Here is a 16,542-nt window from a genome sequence, read left to right on the forward strand (position 1 = left end):
TCCAAATGCTTCGCCCCTACTGACAACTAACAACGGACAACTGACTCCTTCTACTTTCCCGGTTCTTGGACAAAAATTAGGGGAATTAGCCCTAGTAGTCTGCATAGGCTAGATAGCGCAAATAAGCCTAATAAACCGCCAAATTCCTGGTTTTGGGCAATAAAACCGCCGATAGTTGTCCCTAAAGCTCCACTCACGCCCCCGACAGCCGCAACAATGGCAAAATAGATAGATTTATTTCTCACGGGGGCAATTCCTAAATACATATTAGTGCTACATAAATCAACTCCTGCCCAAGTGATGCCAGTAAAAATATGTAAAAGCGGCAACCATAACCAAAAATCAAGTTGATGATGACCAATTCCTAACCATAATAATGGCGTAATTGCGACTAAAATACCCACACAGATAAGAATAGGACGATTACCGATTCTATCGGCTAATTTCCCCCATATAATCAACACTAACAGATTTGCCCCGGTCTGAAGACTGCTATAAATAGTTACTAAAGTCACATCTAAATCTAAAGTATCTAATAAATAGAAGTTGAAAAAAGGTGCGCTCAAATGCACAGCCAACATCCAGATACTGAAATAAAGCAGAAATAGTAAAAATTTAGAGTTCTGCCCAATAATAGTAGTCCAATTAATTTCTTCTTTGCAAATATCTTGAGGAGGATTTTCACAAAAATTCAAACTATGCTGATTTTGTAATTGCGGATTTACGTCTGCTTGAAAATATTGACAACACAAACTAATAATTCCACAAATAGTTCCTAAAGATAGAACTAATCCATAACCTTCGATAGTTCCACCATGCCAATTTGATATTACTAATCCCGCTAAAGGTACACATATTAAATTCGTCAGATTACAAGCACTATTCCGAATACCAAAATATCTCCCTCGTAACCTGCGGGGAACAATAATTGCTAACCAACTTAGCCAAGATGCACTTCCTAATCCTCCGAGAAGATGACTAAAAAGAACAATTGACAGTGTTAATACTACCAATTGTTGAGAATCTAGTAAACTGGAATTGTTAGCAAAAATGCCAATAACTAGAATTAACCACAATAACCGAGAAGTTCCAAAAGTTAATAGAGAATATTGAAATCTACTGGTAGTTTGTTCAGAAATGTAAGCCCCCACAGGTTGAATAAAATTTACCAGCATGGGAATTGAGGATAACATTCCAAAGATCACCGGAGTAGCATCCAACTCGACTAACAAATTACTGACTAAAATTCCCCCGGTACTCAGACCAAAAATAGATGCAAAAACAGCATCTATGGTAGAAGCTTGTAAACTGGTACGAATATCGTTTTTAGTAAATTGCTGAGGAAACTGTTTAGTTAGTAAAGAGTCAAGATTGGGAGTTTGAATATCCAGTGCTTCAACTGTGTCAACCGGAAGGGAATTCATATTATCATAAATTACAGAGCTATCTTTTGTTCTTATATTTTTCAATATCAGTTTGCAGACTCACAGTCTATAAAACACCTGAAAAAATGTCATCAGTATTTCATAATTGGGAGATTAATCAAGCTTTTGCAATTAATAATTGAGGAAAAGATCTAATTCTCCCTTATTTCTCCCCATGAAAATAATTGTTTATATTTATACTGATCCATTACTAGATACTGTTCCCAACCAAAATGACTGGGGTTGGGAAGTAGATAAAATTTATGAAGATTTGGGAAAACGAAACGATAACACCAGATCCCCGATTTCTCTCAGAAGTCGGGGATCTGAATTATTCATCTTGATTTTTAGGAGCTTGTTTGCCTTTTTTACCTGCATTCCGCACATTCATGACTTTACCCAGTAAATCAAACCAAAAAGGCGCACCCATAGCAATAGCAATACCACTCACAAGCCAACCAGCAATCATACTCAAAACACTGAAAATAGGTAACCCATTAATTCTATATTTTGTTACGTTGATTTGCTGTCGTACGTTAGCGTTAGTCCAACCAATTGGTAATTCAACTTCCTTTAAAATCTCGTTAGGATCTACTTTACTCATATCTGAAGGATTAGATCCTTGTGGTACTACTTGTACAGCCTTATTAATAATTATTTCTCGTAATAAAGAATCCTTAGATAAGCGATTAATGATATGAAAAGTATCGGCATTGGCTGTAATAGCTAAAGTTATGCCAATGATAATTGCTACTCCCTTAGCATTACGTTTGTAAACACCACCGGCTCTTTCCATAGAGCTATCAAAACTATTTTCAATTTCTTTCCGTAAAAGAATAATCCCTTCTTCCGTGCTTTTAGCTCTCATTTGGGCGCGTTTTGCCATAGTTTCAATACTATCAACAACAGAATCTGGCAGAATATCAATTAGTTCTTGAACTTTTTTATAGGTTTCACTATCTTTATCTTGAATAGCTGCTATAACTTCACCATGAATATCACTACCTTTTTTAATAGATTTGACAATTTCATTGATATTAGGTTTTAATCCTCCTAGCACTATGGCTTTTTCTGCATCTGCAAAAATATCTTGTCTGACGAATTTTAGTTCCCGCAAAGGTTTATCTAAAATATCTTCATGATTGCCTATGTTTGCTTGGAAACTATCTATATATTTATCTAGGCTATCTCTCATCCTATTTATCGCCATGTAGATATCATATTTATCCTTATTAAACTCATCAGTAATGCGGTTATACTCTAATTCTAACTGTTTATAATCTGTGGCAATATCAGTAGCAAATTCACTAGATAACTCTTGATTATTAATGTAAACCTGCAACTGAATTAAAATTTGTCTGATATCATCTAAACGTTCATTTTTGAATTGTTCTAGTCTGATTTCAGTTAATTTTTTGACCAATACTGGCAGTTGGAGTGTATCCATAAAAGTATTAGCAAAATTTTCACCACCAATATAGGAAGGCGCACTGCGTTTTTGATCACCAAAAACAGTTTCTTTTCTAAATCTAGAAGTAGACTTTCTAAACAGACTAAAGAATGAGCCAATTGCCCAAGTTGCTTGCCGAGGTAAAGTTGCTAATAAACCTTTAGCCTCTTGATTAATACTTTGAATTAAAGGATTGCCATAAATTTTATTAACTAGTTGAATTACTTCCGGTTTTTCTGAGTTTTGAGCATCACCAGCTAAAAGAATTTCAATTGATCTTCTCAAGTGTTCAGCCCGCCATTGCAGTACAGTTGTCAATAGTTCTTGAATTTCTGAAGCCAGTAAACTTAAAATTAAGTAAATAAAAATTAAACCCAGTGCCACATCTAAAATAAAAGGTAGGTTCATTGACATTCTCCTTCAGGGTAATTGAGCAAATGCTAATGGTAGTATTTATATCATTTAATCGGCAAGATGCCTGTAAACTTCCTGAAAAAAATTAATCAGAAAATCTTCGCCAAAAAATTATCTCTGTTCCTGAGAAACTGAGCTAATTTGGGATCTAGCCATTGCCTTTAAAAATAGATTGTTCCCGGATGGCAACATAGGAGATTCGCTTTGATCTCTATGTGATTAAACCTAACAATTATAAGATTCGCATAGAATATGCAAGAAGGAAGCTTTATTTGGACTCATCTAGAAAAACAGCACCGTGTGGTTGAAAGAAAGATTGATTGGCTATGGCTAATCCTCTTGTTATTGGCAGCGGTGATCTTGTTTAGCATCAATCTTGGCGGTTTGCCCTTACAAGATGGGGATGAGGCAACTGTAGCCAGGGTAGCGCGGGAAATTTGGCAAGCTCCAGCAGATTCAATGCGCTGGCTTTACCCCACTTTGGGCGGTGAACCATATCACCACACACCACCGCTAATGCACTGGTTAATTGCTGGGGCTTATGCTCTGGGTGGTGTTAATGAATGGACAACTCGCCTACCTAGTGCAATTTTGATGGCAACTTCTGTACCTTTGTTGTATTGCATGGGGAGAGAGATATTTCGGCACCGTTGGGCAGCTATTTATAGTTCCTTAATTTATCTAACAATGCTGCCAGTGGTGCGTTATGGCAGGTTAGCAGTGTTAGATGGGGCAGTTGCCAGTTTTTTGATTTTGATGATGTGGTTTGTCTTGCGATCGCGCCGGGATTTGCGTTACTGCTTAGGTGTAGGCATTAGTTTCGGGTTAATTTGTCTAACTCAAGGCGTGATGGGTATTTATTTAGGTGCAGTTGTTTTAGTCTTTCTTTACTGGGATACACCTAGACTACTCGCAAGTTATTATTTCTGGACAGGTATTTTCATCGGTTGTCTACCTGTATGCTGTTGGTACGGATTTCAAGTATGGCACTATGGCTATCCCTTCAATATTGATGTGAATACATCTTTAAACCATATCCAAACTATTACTAATGGCAGTTTCCAAGCACCTTGGTATTATCTTTTAGAAATCGCCAAGTGGACATGGCCTTGGTTGATATTTCTCCCCCAAACTATCCGCATTACCTGGGAGAATAATAATTTAAGTTGGGCAAAATTGATTATTGTTTGGTGTGGTGTTTATCTATTAATTATTTCCCTCATTAGCTTTAAACTTCCCTGGTATATAGTTCCTATTTATCCAAGTTTAGCTTTAGCTTTGGGGTTTCAATTAGCAGAAATAGAAAATGTGCCTGTAGTTTCTGGCTATCCCCGCGCTTGGGTAACGAGTTTAGCAATATTGGCTGTGGTGGCTTCTGCGGGCAGTATTTATTTTAGTTGGAGAACTTTAGACAAAGTAGAATTACAGATAATTTTTGCAGCAGTGGCTTTAACCATGACTTTAGCGGCAATTTTAGCCGAGCGAGGTGATAGACAATTTCTGAAAATTTTAATTTGGGGAAGTTATATTTCTCTATTGTTATTAATGAAATCTCATTACTGGGTTGGGGAATTAAATACAGCTTATCCTGTTAAACCAGTAGCAGCAATGATCACTAAAATAAATCCAGCAATTAAGGAAATCTATACATCTTTTCCCTACCATCGTGCTTCTTTGGATTTTTATAGCGATCGCACTATTATTCCTGCTTCTATTGGTGAGTTACAATATTACTGGCAGTATGATAGCCAACCTTATTTTCTCCTCAATATATCTACCTTAGAAAACCTCCAATTCAACTCTATCAAAGTCATAGATCAAGTAGAAGATTGGCAATTAATTACCAAAGAAAATAACTCATTTTAACAATACCTTCGCCATTTTTATTGTTTCGGAGGTTGGGTTGAGCGAAGCAAAATCCAACGCTGATGTTGTCTTTCCTGTAATACAACCCAACCTGGGAATTCAGGCTTTTTTCAATTTGGCGAAAGTATTTTTTAAGGTTCCACAAGAAATCTATTTTTCACCCTTGTTCATTCTTTCAATTTGGGGAATTTCTTGGCCATCATGACTCATATTATCTTGAGTCATAGTCACAATCCCGAAAAAAATCGCACTTCCCACAACCAAAGACAAAAAAGGACGCTTAATGAAGATAAAATCTCTGATTATCCGCGCCAAAGGTCGGCTTTGACGACGTAAAGCTGAAGAGATCATCATTTGTTTCCAAATAAATGGGTCACGGACATAATGTCCGCTTTGACAAACAACTAACTTTTCTTGGCAATAAGGACAGGAAAACAAACCAATATAGGATTTTATTGGCGTGGTTCTGTTATTTCTTTGGCAAATTGGGCAAGTAACATAATGATCATGAAAAGTATTTGTACTCATCTACCTCGTCCGCCTATTCCCTTGATTCTATTTATAACAATATCTGTATTGAATTTTACTGAAAATCCAGCGGTTATGCCATAGTCACTGATAGTTATTGGCAAAATACTATGATAGCGATATGCAATTGCATGAGATCCAAAATTTACCTAAAACTGAAACACCAAAAGACTTTCAACTCTGTTGCCTATTCCCTGCTCCCTACTATGTAGACTTTAAGAATGAAATTGACCTAAGGACATACTCCCTTATATACTAACTCAAGTTGCTAGCACCGCAGGACGGAATTATTTTTTTCTAAATATTTTGTGATTTTTGCTAATTAATTATTGAGCAGGCAGTTTTTCCCATAATAAACCACAATAAGAAATAACAGATAAAAAATCGTTTTTTCTGACATTTACCTCGGTTATCAATGACTCTCTTGCCTCCGACTTCGCAGACGAAGGTCACGGAATCCGATACTTTTTCCCCACCTTCCATGCGGTTCACTCAGTTAATTAATCGTTTTCAGCCCTCCTCAGAAACAGTAGTGCTTTTTTTGGCCGTGCTAATTGGCGGTAGTACAGCTATGGGGATAGTCACCTTTCACTATTTAATCCAGCTAATTAACAACTTCATGCTGGAAAATCTCATGGGACAAATTGGGATCTGGGGTGCTTGGACTTTAGCTGCTGTTCCCACTTTGGGTGGTATCATTGTTGGCCTCATGCGTTGGCGCACTCAGGATTTTGGTCCAGGACTTTCTTCTCTCATAGCTGTTGCTCAAGGCAAAGAAGCCAAGAAACCCCTCCGACCGGTCACAAAAATGATCGCTGCGGCTGTTTCTATCGGCAGTGGTGCATCCTTGGGTCCCGAAGGTCCAAGTGTAGAAATTGGGACTAATTTCGGAGTTTTATTGTCTGATATATTACAAGTTTCTCAAGAACGTCAGCGGTTGCTCTTAGGTGCTGGGGCGGCGGCTGGTTTAGCTGCTGGTTTTAATGCCCCCATTGCTGGCGTATTTTTTGCCTTAGAAGTAGTCATGGGAACTACATATTTTGCTACTTCTGCGGTAAGTGTGGTGTTACTTGCCGCCGTTGTCGCCGCCTTAATTGCTCAAATTGGTTTAGGTTCACAACCGGCTTTTGCTTTACCTGCTTATCAAGTTCGCAGTTACCTAGAATTACCTCTTTATCTGGGTTTAGGTTTAGGTGCAAGTTTAATTTCTCTCACCTATACTGAATCAATTCGGTTAGCCAAATCCGCCTTTGCTGGTAATTTACCAGGGTTGAAATTACTAGGTAAAATTCCTCAATCAATTCAGCCTATTCTCGGTGGTGTAATCATTGGTATAGTCGGTTGGCGCTACCCGCAAATTTTGGGGATTGGCTATGAAACCGTAGAAGCTATGCTCCAGGATGAGGATTTTTCGCTGAACCTGTTACTAATATTACTGGTGTTAAAATTGCTGATGACAGCGGTAAGTTCAGGGAGTGGTTTTGTCGGTGGATTATTTGCACCAGCGATGTTTTTAGGTGCGTCCTTTGGGTCCGCTTATGCTAAATTTTTGGCTTTGGTAGCACCAGGAATTGGAGACTATATGGCTGCTCCTCCAGCTTATGCAATGGTAGGTATGGCAGCGGTTTTGGCAGGTAGTGTCAGAGCGCCATTGACAGCAATTTTAATGTTATTTGAATTAACCCGCGATTATCGGATTGTTTTACCTTTAATGGCAGCGGTGGGTTTAAGTGTTTGGTTAGTAGAACGAATTAAACCAACTTTAGATGCTAATGCTAATCTGCAACAGATTGGTTTGCCAGAATTGAAAGATGAAAAAGTAGAACTTTGGCAGCAAATGTTAGTCGCAGATGCTATGCACGCTTACCCCAAAAAATTATCAGCTACTCTGGGAGTATTAGAAGCTGCGGTAGCAATGACACGGGAACGAATTCGCAGTGCGTTGATAATTGATGATGATGCTGGCAAGTTGGTGGGAATTCTGTCCTTAGAAGATATTAAACGGACTCTGGCTCTATGGCAAAATCTTTCTAATTCATCTACTGAAATTCAGGAATATTTATCTAGTCAAAAACTTATAGATATTTGTACTACGGATATTCTCTATGCTTGGGAAGATGAACCTTTATCTGAAGCCTTAGACCGCATGGCATTACGTGGGTTACATCAATTACCAGTGGTAGCTAAAGACAATCCTGATTTTATTCTGGGTTTATTAGAAAGAGAACAAATTGAATTAACTTGTAATTTAACGGCAATCACTAAGGTACTACATCAATATCTACCAGTGATTACAACCACTGAATATATAGAGGAAATTGGGAATTGGTGATTGGTGATTGGTGATTGGTGATTGGTGATTGGTCAGTTGTTAGTTGTTAGTTGTTAGTTGTTAGTTGTTAGTTGTTGGTTGTCAGTGGCAAATATCTTCTTATTGCCTGTTCCCTGTTCCCTGTTCCCTATTCCTTGTTCTCTAAATTTTGGTAATTGGTCAGTTATTAGTTATGCAGCAGTCAGGGGTAAAACAAAACCACTGACAACTGACAACCCATAACTGACTAATGAATATTCATTAAGCTGTAGCTTCTACTTCCACATCTTCTATAGATTCCGAATCTACTTGTCGGAGTCGAATGTGCTTTTTGCCTAAAGTGATGACAAACTCATCACCAGGTTGAAGATTCATCTGTTTTGTGTAAGCTGCACCGATTAATAAGTTGCCGTTTGACTGCACACCAATTCTATAGCTGGCACTGCGTCCACCACGTCCATTCGCACTGGGTGAACTATCCAACTGAATACCCTCAGCATCAATTAGGGCATTCAAGAATTTCATCATATTGACGCGCTCTATACCATTTTTGGTAACAGTATAGTAGCCACACTGTTTAGCTTTTTCGTCTTTGCTGATGGCTTCTAGCTCTTTAACTTTTTTGAGCAGTTCGTCACCGACTAGGAGTTCAATTTTTTTTTGTTTAGGCATCAACTTAGGTCGAAAATGAATGTTGTTTGTTGTCAAGTGGATTTTATTTTAGCTGACATTGAACTAATAAGAACAGAATTCTTGAGTTTTGGGATCAGCCTAGCCAAGTATATTACACTCATAGACAAAATTGTTGCATTATTATCAATATTCTTAAAAAATTATATGAAATATAATTACAATGATGCTGATAGCTACTATAGAGAGGAATCCGGTTTTGATTCTTTAAATTATTAAAGATAGGCAGATTAAGAGGGATGAGGGCAGAACGATTGGGGAAATCAAATTAATCATAACTGCTATATGAAACTAACTACGAGAGGACATTACAGCGTGAAAGCATTGCTAGATTTGAGTTTACAGCCCAAGTATGGACCTGAATCGGTCAGAGCGATCGCTAAACGTCAAGATATTCCTGCTCCCTATCTAGAAAAGCTGCTCATAGAAATGCGTCGTGCCGGCTTAGTAACTTCAATTCGTGGTAGCGTCGGTGGATATAAATTAGCAAAAAAACCGACACAAATATCTATTGGCCAAATTTTAGAGGCTGTTGGTGAAAATATCACTAACTTACCTCTGAATAATCCCACACCCGCTCAAACAGCAGATTGGGTGACATCCAGTCTCTGGAACAGACTCAACCAAAAGCTCAAAGAAGCCTTGTACAATATTACCCTGGCAGACCTTTATTATGATGCTCGCAGTTGGCAAGCATCTCAAGGGGAAGAAGCCAATTTTGTGGTTTAGTGACCGAGTCAGAAGAAAGGAAAAAGCAAGAAAGAAGAATAAATAATCAACAATCAATAAAAAATGACATCTACTGTTTTGGTTTTGGCTGCATTGTTAGATTACTTAATCGGAGATCCTTGGGGTTGGCCTCATCCGGTGCGAGTCATGGGATGGGTAATTTCCCGCTTGAGTAAATTAGCTCTGCAATATTGCCAAAATCCTCTTTCTCAGAGGCTTGCAGGAATTTTCCTAGGTGTGATTGTAATTACTGGTAGTGGCTTGGTAGGTTGGATAATAGTTCAAAGTGCCAAGTGGGTACATCCATTGTTAGGAATTGCTGTAGAAAGTATTCTTCTAGCTAGTTGTTTTGCTTTCAAAAGTTTACGAAATGCAGCTATGGAAGTTCTCCAACCTTTAAAAAATGGAGAATTAGAATCAGCGCGACAGGTTTTAAGTAATTTCGTCGGGAGAGACACAGCCAATCTTTCCCCAGCGGAAATTCTCAGAGCAGTGTTAGAAACCGTTACAGAAAATGCCACTGATGGCGTAATGGCTCCTCTTTTTTATACTATTGTTGGTGCATTTATCCCTGTTATCGGTGCTGTCCCTTTGGCTTTAGCATATAAAGCTAGTAGCACTTTAGATTCAATGGTCGGTTATAAAGAACTACCTTATACTTATCTTGGTTGGTTTAGTGCGCGGTGGGAAGATGGTTTTACTTGGTTGCCCTGTCGGTTAACAGTGATCACTTTATCATTACTATCTTTAAAACCTGTAAATGTTTGGCGAATTTGTCGCCGCGACGCAATTAAAGATCCCAGTCCCAATTCTGGTTGGAGTGAATGCGCTTATGCTGCGGTTTTAGGTGTGCAAGTGGGAGGAATAAATTGGTATCGTGGAGTAGCTAAAGAGAAACCACTTTTAGGAGATGCTATTTATCCCATTACCCCAGATTCCATTGATCAAGCTTTACAATTAACCCGATATGCGTTTTTACTATGGTTAGGAATAGCAATATTTTTAATTCGTTAGTTATCTCGTTCCCAGTCTCTGACTGGGAATGCTATCACAGAGGCTCTGCCTCCAGTGTGATTGAAGGCAGAGCCTTCTAGCATTCATTCCCATACAGAGTATGGGAACGAGAAAACGAGAAACTACCAATTACCAATTACCAATTACCAATTACCTATCTTATGTCTACCAAAGTAGTTGAAATTCTCTCATCAGAAGAACTGCGTCGGACATTAACTCGTATGGCTTCTCAGATTGTGGAAAGAACGCGAGATTTATCTCAATTGTTACTTCTGGGTATTCATACTAGAGGAGTCCCATTAGCTTATTCATTAGCCCGTCAAATAGAAATTCTGGAAGATGTTAATGTTTCTGTAGGCTCTTTGGATATTACATTTTATCGTGATGATCTTGATAAAATCGGCTTGAGAACTCCAGAAAAAACGGATATTCCCTTTGATTTGACCGGAAAAACGGTGGTACTTGTAGATGATGTCATTTTTAAAGGGAGAACTATTCGGGCTGCTTTAAATGCCGTGAATGAATATGGTAGACCAGAGGTAATTCGTTTAGCTATATTAGTAGATAGAGGTCATAGAGAGTTACCAATCCATCCAGATTTCGTCGGTAAAAAGTTACCCACAGCGAAGGAGGAAATTGTTAAAGTTTATTTACAGGATAGTGATGGACGAGATGGTGTGGAGTTAATTAGTAATTGAAAGTTCCTTTTTTAGACTTAAACTCAAAAGTATATTTTCTAGTTGTAGAGACGTTCCATGTAACGTCTCTACATTATTTACTTCTCCCATAAATCGGGTATTTGGAAAACAAGAACTAAGAGGATGTTTGAAAAGTGGTATTCCGTAATTTTCATCACATTGCTACCCCCCTTTCCCCTTGTAAAGGGGGGAAACAATAAAAATCCAGTTCCCTCCCCTTTACAAGGGGAGGGTTAGGGTGGGGTAAAAAATATTTGATACATCAACCATAACTTTTCAAACACCCTCTAAAAACTAACTAACGCGGTTGCAGCTTCACCCCCCGACGTTCCAACATTTCCCGCGCTGTGGGACTGGGTGTATAATTATAACCATAGCCAGAACTCTGGGAATCATCCATTATTTGCGGTGTCAGTAAAATAATTACCTCTCTACGTTCGTTCTGTTTGTTTGTTTTCCTAAACAGCGCACCCAGCAGGGGAATATCACCCAAAATAGGTAATTTAGAAACACTTGTTCGATCTGTGTCTTGAATAATACCGGAAAGAATAAGCGTTTGACTATCCCGCAGACGCAATACACCAGATGTAAGAGTTCTCGCGGATAAAAGAGTTATTGTACCATTACCACCGCCGGCTTGTGCTGTACCACCCGGAGCAGATACAGTAGGGGCAACGGACAAAGATACAAAACCGTTATCATCAATTCTTTCTACCTTCACATTCAAGGATAGACCTGCTTCCTTGATGATAGGTTTGCTGAAAGTGGTTGATGATGTAGTTCCTGTACCTTGGGATAAAATGTCTAATCCAGCATATACCTCTGTAGTTAACTTAACTACTGCATTTTGTCCTTCTTGAACAATTAAGGTAGGATCTGTTAGAATCTTAGCGTTGCCCTTGGTAACTTGAGCTTGTAAACTCGTAAGAAGCCGTCTAGGGAATTGGTATAAAGTTGGTATACCCCCTATTTTGTTTCCTTGAATTGTGGGATCTCGATTAATACCAGCAGCAGACCCCGTAACTACAGCCTGAAGTGGATTATTTGTAACTGGTGTTTCAGTCACAGTATTGTTTACTTCATTAGAATTAGCTGGTCGAGAACCACCAAAATTTAAAGATGCTGCACCACCATCATTAACAAAGAAGTTGTTACCAACCCCAAAAGAAAAACTGGTATTGTAATCTTGAGTACCTGTCAGGTTGACATCAATAATTTTGACATTCACCACCACTTGACGACGACGGATATCAAGCTGTGTTAATTGAGATACTGCCATCTCAACCATCTTAGGACTACCAATTAATGTAACAGAATTTGTCCGCTCGTCTCCTGAAGCTTGTAACCCTCTGAGTATAGGTGTTGAATCTGTATATGTAATCCGTTGAGTCTCAATTTTTGTTTCTGTCGTCGTTTGAGTTTGAGTAACTGCGGTGTTAGCAGCACCACCCACAGGTACAGCATTAACACTAGTAACTAGTCGTTCTCGACTGACAGCACTTTCCGCACCCAAAGCTACTAGGAAATTTAACGCCACACCCACCGTTACCTGATTTAGTCGGAGATTACGCATCACAAGATTACGACTAGAATTAGGTAATTGAGTCCCAACAAAAATTGTCCGTCCACTGCGGTTAGCTTCCAAACCACTCAAACGCAGGACGTAATTAAAAACATCCTGCACAGGTTCATTTTCTATATCCAAGGAAATCTTCTGAGATGTTCTAGTTACATTTTCAGCATCTTGCGGTTTTTCTGCTTCCCCACCTATATAAGCCAAATTCAGCCCAGCAGCACGAGCTAATAAAGATAAAACCTCTCTTACAGGTGCATCACGCAACACCAACCGACGAACTCGTTCTTTTGTACCTAAATTAATCACCACAGGAGATGTATCAATATTAGACTGAGTAATATCTCCTACAGGTGGGGCGACAGCCTTAGGTAAAAAAACAGGACTTTGCTTATAAGCTTGACCAGGATTTGGGGTTTGGGTAATTTTCCCGTCAATTGTAACTTGGGGGTTAGGAACTAGAACATCCGGCTGTTTACCTGGTTCATCTGGTTTATATTCAAATGTGGTAGCTGGTGTTACTGCTACCTTTTCCGTAGGCTTGGTAGTAGCTGGTGTTACTGCTACCTTTTCTGTAGGCTTAGTGGCGGTTGATGCTGTTGAATTTGTGGTAGCGGTAAAGCCCAGGGTAATATTATTATCCTTTCCCATGACGGGCTGATTGCTGGGTGCATCATCAATACCTGTAACTGTTACCCGAATGCTATTAGCGTCTAATTGTTTAACTTCAATAGATGCAATTCCTGGTGCGGGGTTTTTTTGCAGGAAGTTATTACCCTTGGGTAAACGGAGTTGGGCATTAATTACATCCGCAACTAAGGACTTGTCCTTTTTAGTGGTAAATACTTGGGGACGATCTCCCGCCGCGGTTTTTAAAATTACACTAACTCCCCCAGCAATGGGACTGAGTTCAACATCAGTAATTTGTGTAATCTTTGCTAACACTGGTTGGGCTGCTAAGAGTACAAAAGCTGCCACACTTGATCCGAAAACACTATTATGAAGCTGTTTCACAGTTCATTCCTCACATAAAATAAAAGTCTAAATCGTAACGTATAACAGGGAATAGGGAATAGGGAGAATATTTTATTTTGCCTGTTGCCTGTTGCCTCAAATTTGATTATTTTTCCGGTGCTTTAGCTGCTGCTGTTTTAGCGGCTAAATCTGCCGTTTCTTCAGAAGTTAGTGGCATTAAAGCCTCTAATGCAAAAGTTGTTGTCAGTTTACCGATACCAATTTGCACAGGGTTATCTTTATTGTCTGACATCTCTGGTGGAGACAATTTGGAGTCATAGTTTTTAACTAACAATAAAGGTTGTAATCGTTCAATGTTTCGCATAATTAATCGGGTTTGTTCAAAATTCCCCTCAATTTCTACATTGACAATACTGCGTTTAAGTTTGTTGTTAACTTCTACCCCAAAACTGCCATCATCTACCACAACAGGTTTTTCCGAAGCTGGAACAAATCTTTTCATCTTGGCTCTAATGGCATTACCAAAAGCTTTTCCATTGCTAGAATCTATCAAGCGACTGGTATCTAGTAATAGGGTATCTAAACTTTTTTCATCTGCAAATAAAGCTAAAACTTGTTGTTGTTGTTGTTTAGCTTCAGCCAAATCTGCTTCTATTTTACCGATTTGTTGGGCTTGGATTTTCTTTTGATTAACTTCTGTTTGTAGTTGCTCACGTTTAGTTTGTAGTTCTTGATAGTTATCCCAAGCGGGCATTGCCATGTTAAATAGCATATAACTTGCACCTAATAAACCTAAAACTGCGACTACACCACCAATAATAGTTGGTGTTAAGGTGACACCAAAAACAACAGGACCAGAATCTTGAGTATCTGTATCTTGATTGGCAAAATTTAAATCATCACTAAATGTCATTGGGCAATGACTCCTACTTTTTTGATATTACGAAGTCTATCTACTAGTCCGACTGTGCCTTTTTTCTCTAACTCTTGAATTAAATCAGATGCTGGCACACTACTCAAGCCTGTTTTAATGGTGTATTTAACTACTTGAATAGGTTTAATTTTTTCATTAGATTTACCACCCTTTGGGGGAAGAAAACCTGTAACGGTTGGTGCATCTACTAATTCTGCTGTGATAATTTTGGTTTCTTCTGGATTTAAAAATTTAGATTGTCCTAAACTTAAGGCAAAATCGTTGACTAAGGCATAGGAAATAGCAAAACCAGAAATTTCTAAGAATCCAGCGGTATTGGTATTAGTATTGGTTTTACTGGGGGTGGCAGCTACAACTTCTCTGCTAGGAAGAGGAGCGGCAATTTGCTTAATAGTTTCGATTTGCACTTTACTAGGAATGCGATCGCGCAAATCCTGTAACATTGCTGACCAAGGACGTATTTGATCAAACACCGTTACTAAAGCTTTCGTTTGGCTATTAATGCCGGCTGTTTCCGCCTTAATTTTATTAAGATTGACTATTATGCTCTCTAAACTCTTACCTTCCTCCTCTAGTTTTCCGATTTCTTGGGTTACTTCCGCGGTTTTCCCTTCTAAGATTGATAAACCAATAAATACCAAAGCTGGGAATACTAAACCTACTCCTACTCCTATATAAACTGGGATTAAATTCCCTAGTTGAATAGATGGTCTTTGAACACTTTTACTTTGATATTCTGGCCGATCTTTAAGGAAGTTAATATCTAGACTATACATTTTGTTACAACCCTCGCATTCCTAAACCCAGGACAATACCCAACCCAGGACGTTTAATTAAAGGATATTTTTCAGCATCTACCTCCAAAGACAAAGAAGTAATTGGATCTATTTGGGTAGTTGGTAAACTCAATCTTTGAATGAAAAACTCATCAATTTGTGGTAATCCTCCCCCAGGACCGGCTAAAAGAATCTGCGCGACTTCCAGATTTTTACTTTGATTGAGGTAAAAATCAATGGAACGACGCAATTCATCAGCTAATTCTTCGAGAACTCTCAACATAGAAGCCATCCCTGGATTACTACCTGTCACCCCACTATTGGGAATAGTCATACTCTCCAACATATCCATATCCCGTGATTCTGGTAACTTCATAGCCCTTGACAATGCAGTTTGGAGTTGATAAGTGCCAATCGGTACTGTTCGAGAAAATTCTGGGACACCATTGATAATGATGGCTATTTCTGTACTATCAAACTCAATATCAACTAAGACCGCTGCTTCTTCTGGTCCAAATAGCCGCAGTTGATCACGAACAGTGCGAATCAGGGCAAAGCTGTTAATTTCTAAGATATCAACTGTTAATCCTGCCTGTTCAAAGGTATTCAAATAGGTTTGCGTGATATCTTTACGAGTCGCAACTAACAAAACCTGCACTTTCTCAATGCCGTCTTCGTCCATAAAGTACCCAAGTTTCTGATAATCAACATCAGCTTCTTCTCTGGGATAGGGTAAATATAAAGATGCTTCATGGTTAAGTATCATGTCCCGCAACTCCTTGTCATCTAATTCAGATGGGACAGGAATCAACCGGACAATGGAGTATCGTCCTGGGATACAAGTAGCAACACGGGTAGCTTTAGTTTTGCTTTCAGCGATCGCTTGCTGAATAATTTCCGACATTCCCACAGAATCAGCAATTTGACCATCAACAAATATACCTTCTGGTACTGGTACTGTTGTCAAAGATTCGATTTTTAAGTTTTGACGGTTTTTACGTAGTTGGACTACGTTTACCCGTTCCGGTGCTAGTTCAATACCAATACCTTTACTGGATTTACCAAAGAAACTAGTGAAGGCTTTAACCATAGTTTTACCCGCTAGGATTACAAAGAAGAATATTAAGGTTAGTTGTCAGTAGGGGCGAAGCATTTGGAAG

General features: G+C 38.8%; 13 protein-coding genes. 5 read left to right on the forward strand and 8 right to left on the reverse strand.

What is annotated here, in order from left to right; genetic code table 11:
• Positions 1 to 50: 50 nt before the first annotated feature.
• Together FJR06_RS00205 and FJR06_RS00210 are read right to left on the reverse strand one after the other, a co-directional pair.
• Positions 51 to 1,424: an MFS transporter gene (locus FJR06_RS00205; RefSeq protein WP_168650256.1), complete on the reverse strand. Its 1,374-nt coding sequence runs from the start codon at positions 1,422 to 1,424 to the stop codon at positions 51 to 53.
• 331 nt (positions 1,425 to 1,755) lie between these two features.
• The gene (locus tag FJR06_RS00210) at positions 1,756 to 3,282 is read right to left on the reverse strand and encodes a hypothetical protein (protein WP_168650258.1); all 1,527 of its coding nucleotides are present in this window, start codon (positions 3,280 to 3,282) and stop codon (positions 1,756 to 1,758) included.
• 258 nt (positions 3,283 to 3,540) lie between these two features.
• On the opposite strand from FJR06_RS00210, the gene FJR06_RS00215 reads away from it, so the two are divergent.
• Entirely contained in the window at positions 3,541 to 5,154 is a 1,614-nt protein-coding gene (locus FJR06_RS00215) for a glycosyltransferase family 39 protein (RefSeq protein ID WP_168650260.1), read from the forward strand.
• A 150-nt stretch (positions 5,155 to 5,304) separates the two neighbouring features.
• Here the strand turns inward: FJR06_RS00215 and FJR06_RS00220 are convergent, their stop codons facing one another.
• Positions 5,305 to 5,682: a hypothetical protein gene (locus tag FJR06_RS00220; RefSeq protein ID WP_015079522.1), complete on the reverse strand. Its 378-nt coding sequence runs from the start codon at positions 5,680 to 5,682 to the stop codon at positions 5,305 to 5,307.
• A gap of 415 nt (positions 5,683 to 6,097) precedes the next feature.
• On the opposite strand from FJR06_RS00220, the gene FJR06_RS00225 reads away from it, so the two are divergent.
• Positions 6,098 to 8,014, forward strand: coding sequence for a chloride channel protein (locus FJR06_RS00225; protein ID WP_015079521.1), 1,917 nt, complete (start codon positions 6,098 to 6,100; stop codon positions 8,012 to 8,014).
• A gap of 240 nt (positions 8,015 to 8,254) precedes the next feature.
• Here FJR06_RS00225 and FJR06_RS00230 read toward each other — a convergent pair whose 3' ends face one another.
• Entirely contained in the window at positions 8,255 to 8,665 is a 411-nt protein-coding gene (locus FJR06_RS00230) for an AbrB family transcriptional regulator (RefSeq protein ID WP_015079519.1), read from the reverse strand.
• A 303-nt stretch (positions 8,666 to 8,968) separates the two neighbouring features.
• Between FJR06_RS00230 and FJR06_RS00235 the strand changes: the two genes are divergently transcribed.
• The 3 genes from FJR06_RS00235 to pyrR all read left to right on the forward strand — a co-directional run bounded on the left by FJR06_RS00235 (position 8,969) and on the right by pyrR (position 11,124).
• A complete protein-coding gene (locus tag FJR06_RS00235) occupies positions 8,969 to 9,412 on the forward strand; it encodes an RrF2 family transcriptional regulator (protein ID WP_168650262.1) in 444 nt (147 codons plus the stop codon).
• Between the two features lie 63 nt (positions 9,413 to 9,475).
• The gene (cbiB, locus tag FJR06_RS00240) at positions 9,476 to 10,426 is read left to right on the forward strand and encodes an adenosylcobinamide-phosphate synthase CbiB (RefSeq protein WP_168650265.1); all 951 of its coding nucleotides are present in this window, start codon (positions 9,476 to 9,478) and stop codon (positions 10,424 to 10,426) included.
• 161 nt (positions 10,427 to 10,587) lie between these two features.
• Positions 10,588 to 11,124: a bifunctional pyr operon transcriptional regulator/uracil phosphoribosyltransferase PyrR gene (gene pyrR / locus FJR06_RS00245; protein ID WP_148761674.1), complete on the forward strand. Its 537-nt coding sequence runs from the start codon at positions 10,588 to 10,590 to the stop codon at positions 11,122 to 11,124.
• Between the two features lie 298 nt (positions 11,125 to 11,422).
• Here pyrR and FJR06_RS00250 read toward each other — a convergent pair whose 3' ends face one another.
• From FJR06_RS00250 to pilM, 4 genes are all read right to left on the reverse strand, one after another.
• Positions 11,423 to 13,711 carry a type IV pilus secretin family protein gene (locus FJR06_RS00250; RefSeq protein WP_168650267.1) on the reverse strand — a complete coding sequence of 763 codons (2,289 nt, stop codon included), beginning with the start codon at positions 13,709 to 13,711 and terminating at the stop codon, positions 11,423 to 11,425.
• Positions 13,712 to 13,817: 106 nt separating this feature from the next.
• The gene (locus FJR06_RS00255; protein ID WP_015079513.1) at positions 13,818 to 14,585 is read right to left on the reverse strand and encodes a hypothetical protein; all 768 of its coding nucleotides are present in this window, start codon (positions 14,583 to 14,585) and stop codon (positions 13,818 to 13,820) included.
• Positions 14,582 to 15,382 carry a PilN domain-containing protein gene (locus FJR06_RS00260; RefSeq protein ID WP_015079512.1) on the reverse strand — a complete coding sequence of 267 codons (801 nt, stop codon included), beginning with the start codon at positions 15,380 to 15,382 and terminating at the stop codon, positions 14,582 to 14,584. The genes FJR06_RS00255 and FJR06_RS00260 overlap by 4 nt, the downstream gene beginning before the upstream one ends.
• A gap of 4 nt (positions 15,383 to 15,386) precedes the next feature.
• Positions 15,387 to 16,472 carry a type IV pilus assembly protein PilM gene (gene pilM, locus FJR06_RS00265; protein WP_168650269.1) on the reverse strand — a complete coding sequence of 362 codons (1,086 nt, stop codon included), beginning with the start codon at positions 16,470 to 16,472 and terminating at the stop codon, positions 15,387 to 15,389.
• Positions 16,473 to 16,542 lie beyond the last annotated feature (70 nt).

The sequence above is a fragment of the Dolichospermum sp. UHCC 0352 genome (assembly GCF_009711925.1).
GTDB classification, from domain to species: Bacteria; Cyanobacteriota; Cyanobacteriia; order Cyanobacteriales; family Nostocaceae; genus Dolichospermum; species Dolichospermum lemmermannii.

Excerpts from the sequence above, each read along its gene's own strand:
- FJR06_RS00205 (WP_168650256.1), bottom strand. The coding sequence starts at position 1,424 with ATGAATTCCCTTCCGGTTGACACAGTTGAAGCACTGGATATTCAAACT.
- FJR06_RS00210 (WP_168650258.1), bottom strand. The coding sequence starts at position 3,282 with ATGAACCTACCTTTTATTTTAGATGTGGCACTGGGTTTAATTTTTATT.
- FJR06_RS00215 (WP_168650260.1), top strand. The coding sequence starts at position 3,541 with ATGCAAGAAGGAAGCTTTATTTGGACTCATCTAGAAAAACAGCACCGT.
- FJR06_RS00220 (WP_015079522.1), bottom strand. The coding sequence starts at position 5,682 with ATGAGTACAAATACTTTTCATGATCATTATGTTACTTGCCCAATTTGC.
- FJR06_RS00225 (WP_015079521.1), top strand. The coding sequence starts at position 6,098 with ATGACTCTCTTGCCTCCGACTTCGCAGACGAAGGTCACGGAATCCGAT.
- FJR06_RS00230 (WP_015079519.1), bottom strand. The coding sequence starts at position 8,665 with ATGCCTAAACAAAAAAAAATTGAACTCCTAGTCGGTGACGAACTGCTC.
- FJR06_RS00235 (WP_168650262.1), top strand. The coding sequence starts at position 8,969 with ATGAAACTAACTACGAGAGGACATTACAGCGTGAAAGCATTGCTAGAT.
- cbiB (WP_168650265.1), top strand. The coding sequence starts at position 9,476 with ATGACATCTACTGTTTTGGTTTTGGCTGCATTGTTAGATTACTTAATC.
- pyrR (WP_148761674.1), top strand. The coding sequence starts at position 10,588 with ATGTCTACCAAAGTAGTTGAAATTCTCTCATCAGAAGAACTGCGTCGG.
- FJR06_RS00255 (WP_015079513.1), bottom strand. The coding sequence starts at position 14,585 with ATGACATTTAGTGATGATTTAAATTTTGCCAATCAAGATACAGATACT.
- FJR06_RS00260 (WP_015079512.1), bottom strand. The coding sequence starts at position 15,382 with ATGTATAGTCTAGATATTAACTTCCTTAAAGATCGGCCAGAATATCAA.
- pilM (WP_168650269.1), bottom strand. The coding sequence starts at position 16,472 with ATGGTTAAAGCCTTCACTAGTTTCTTTGGTAAATCCAGTAAAGGTATT.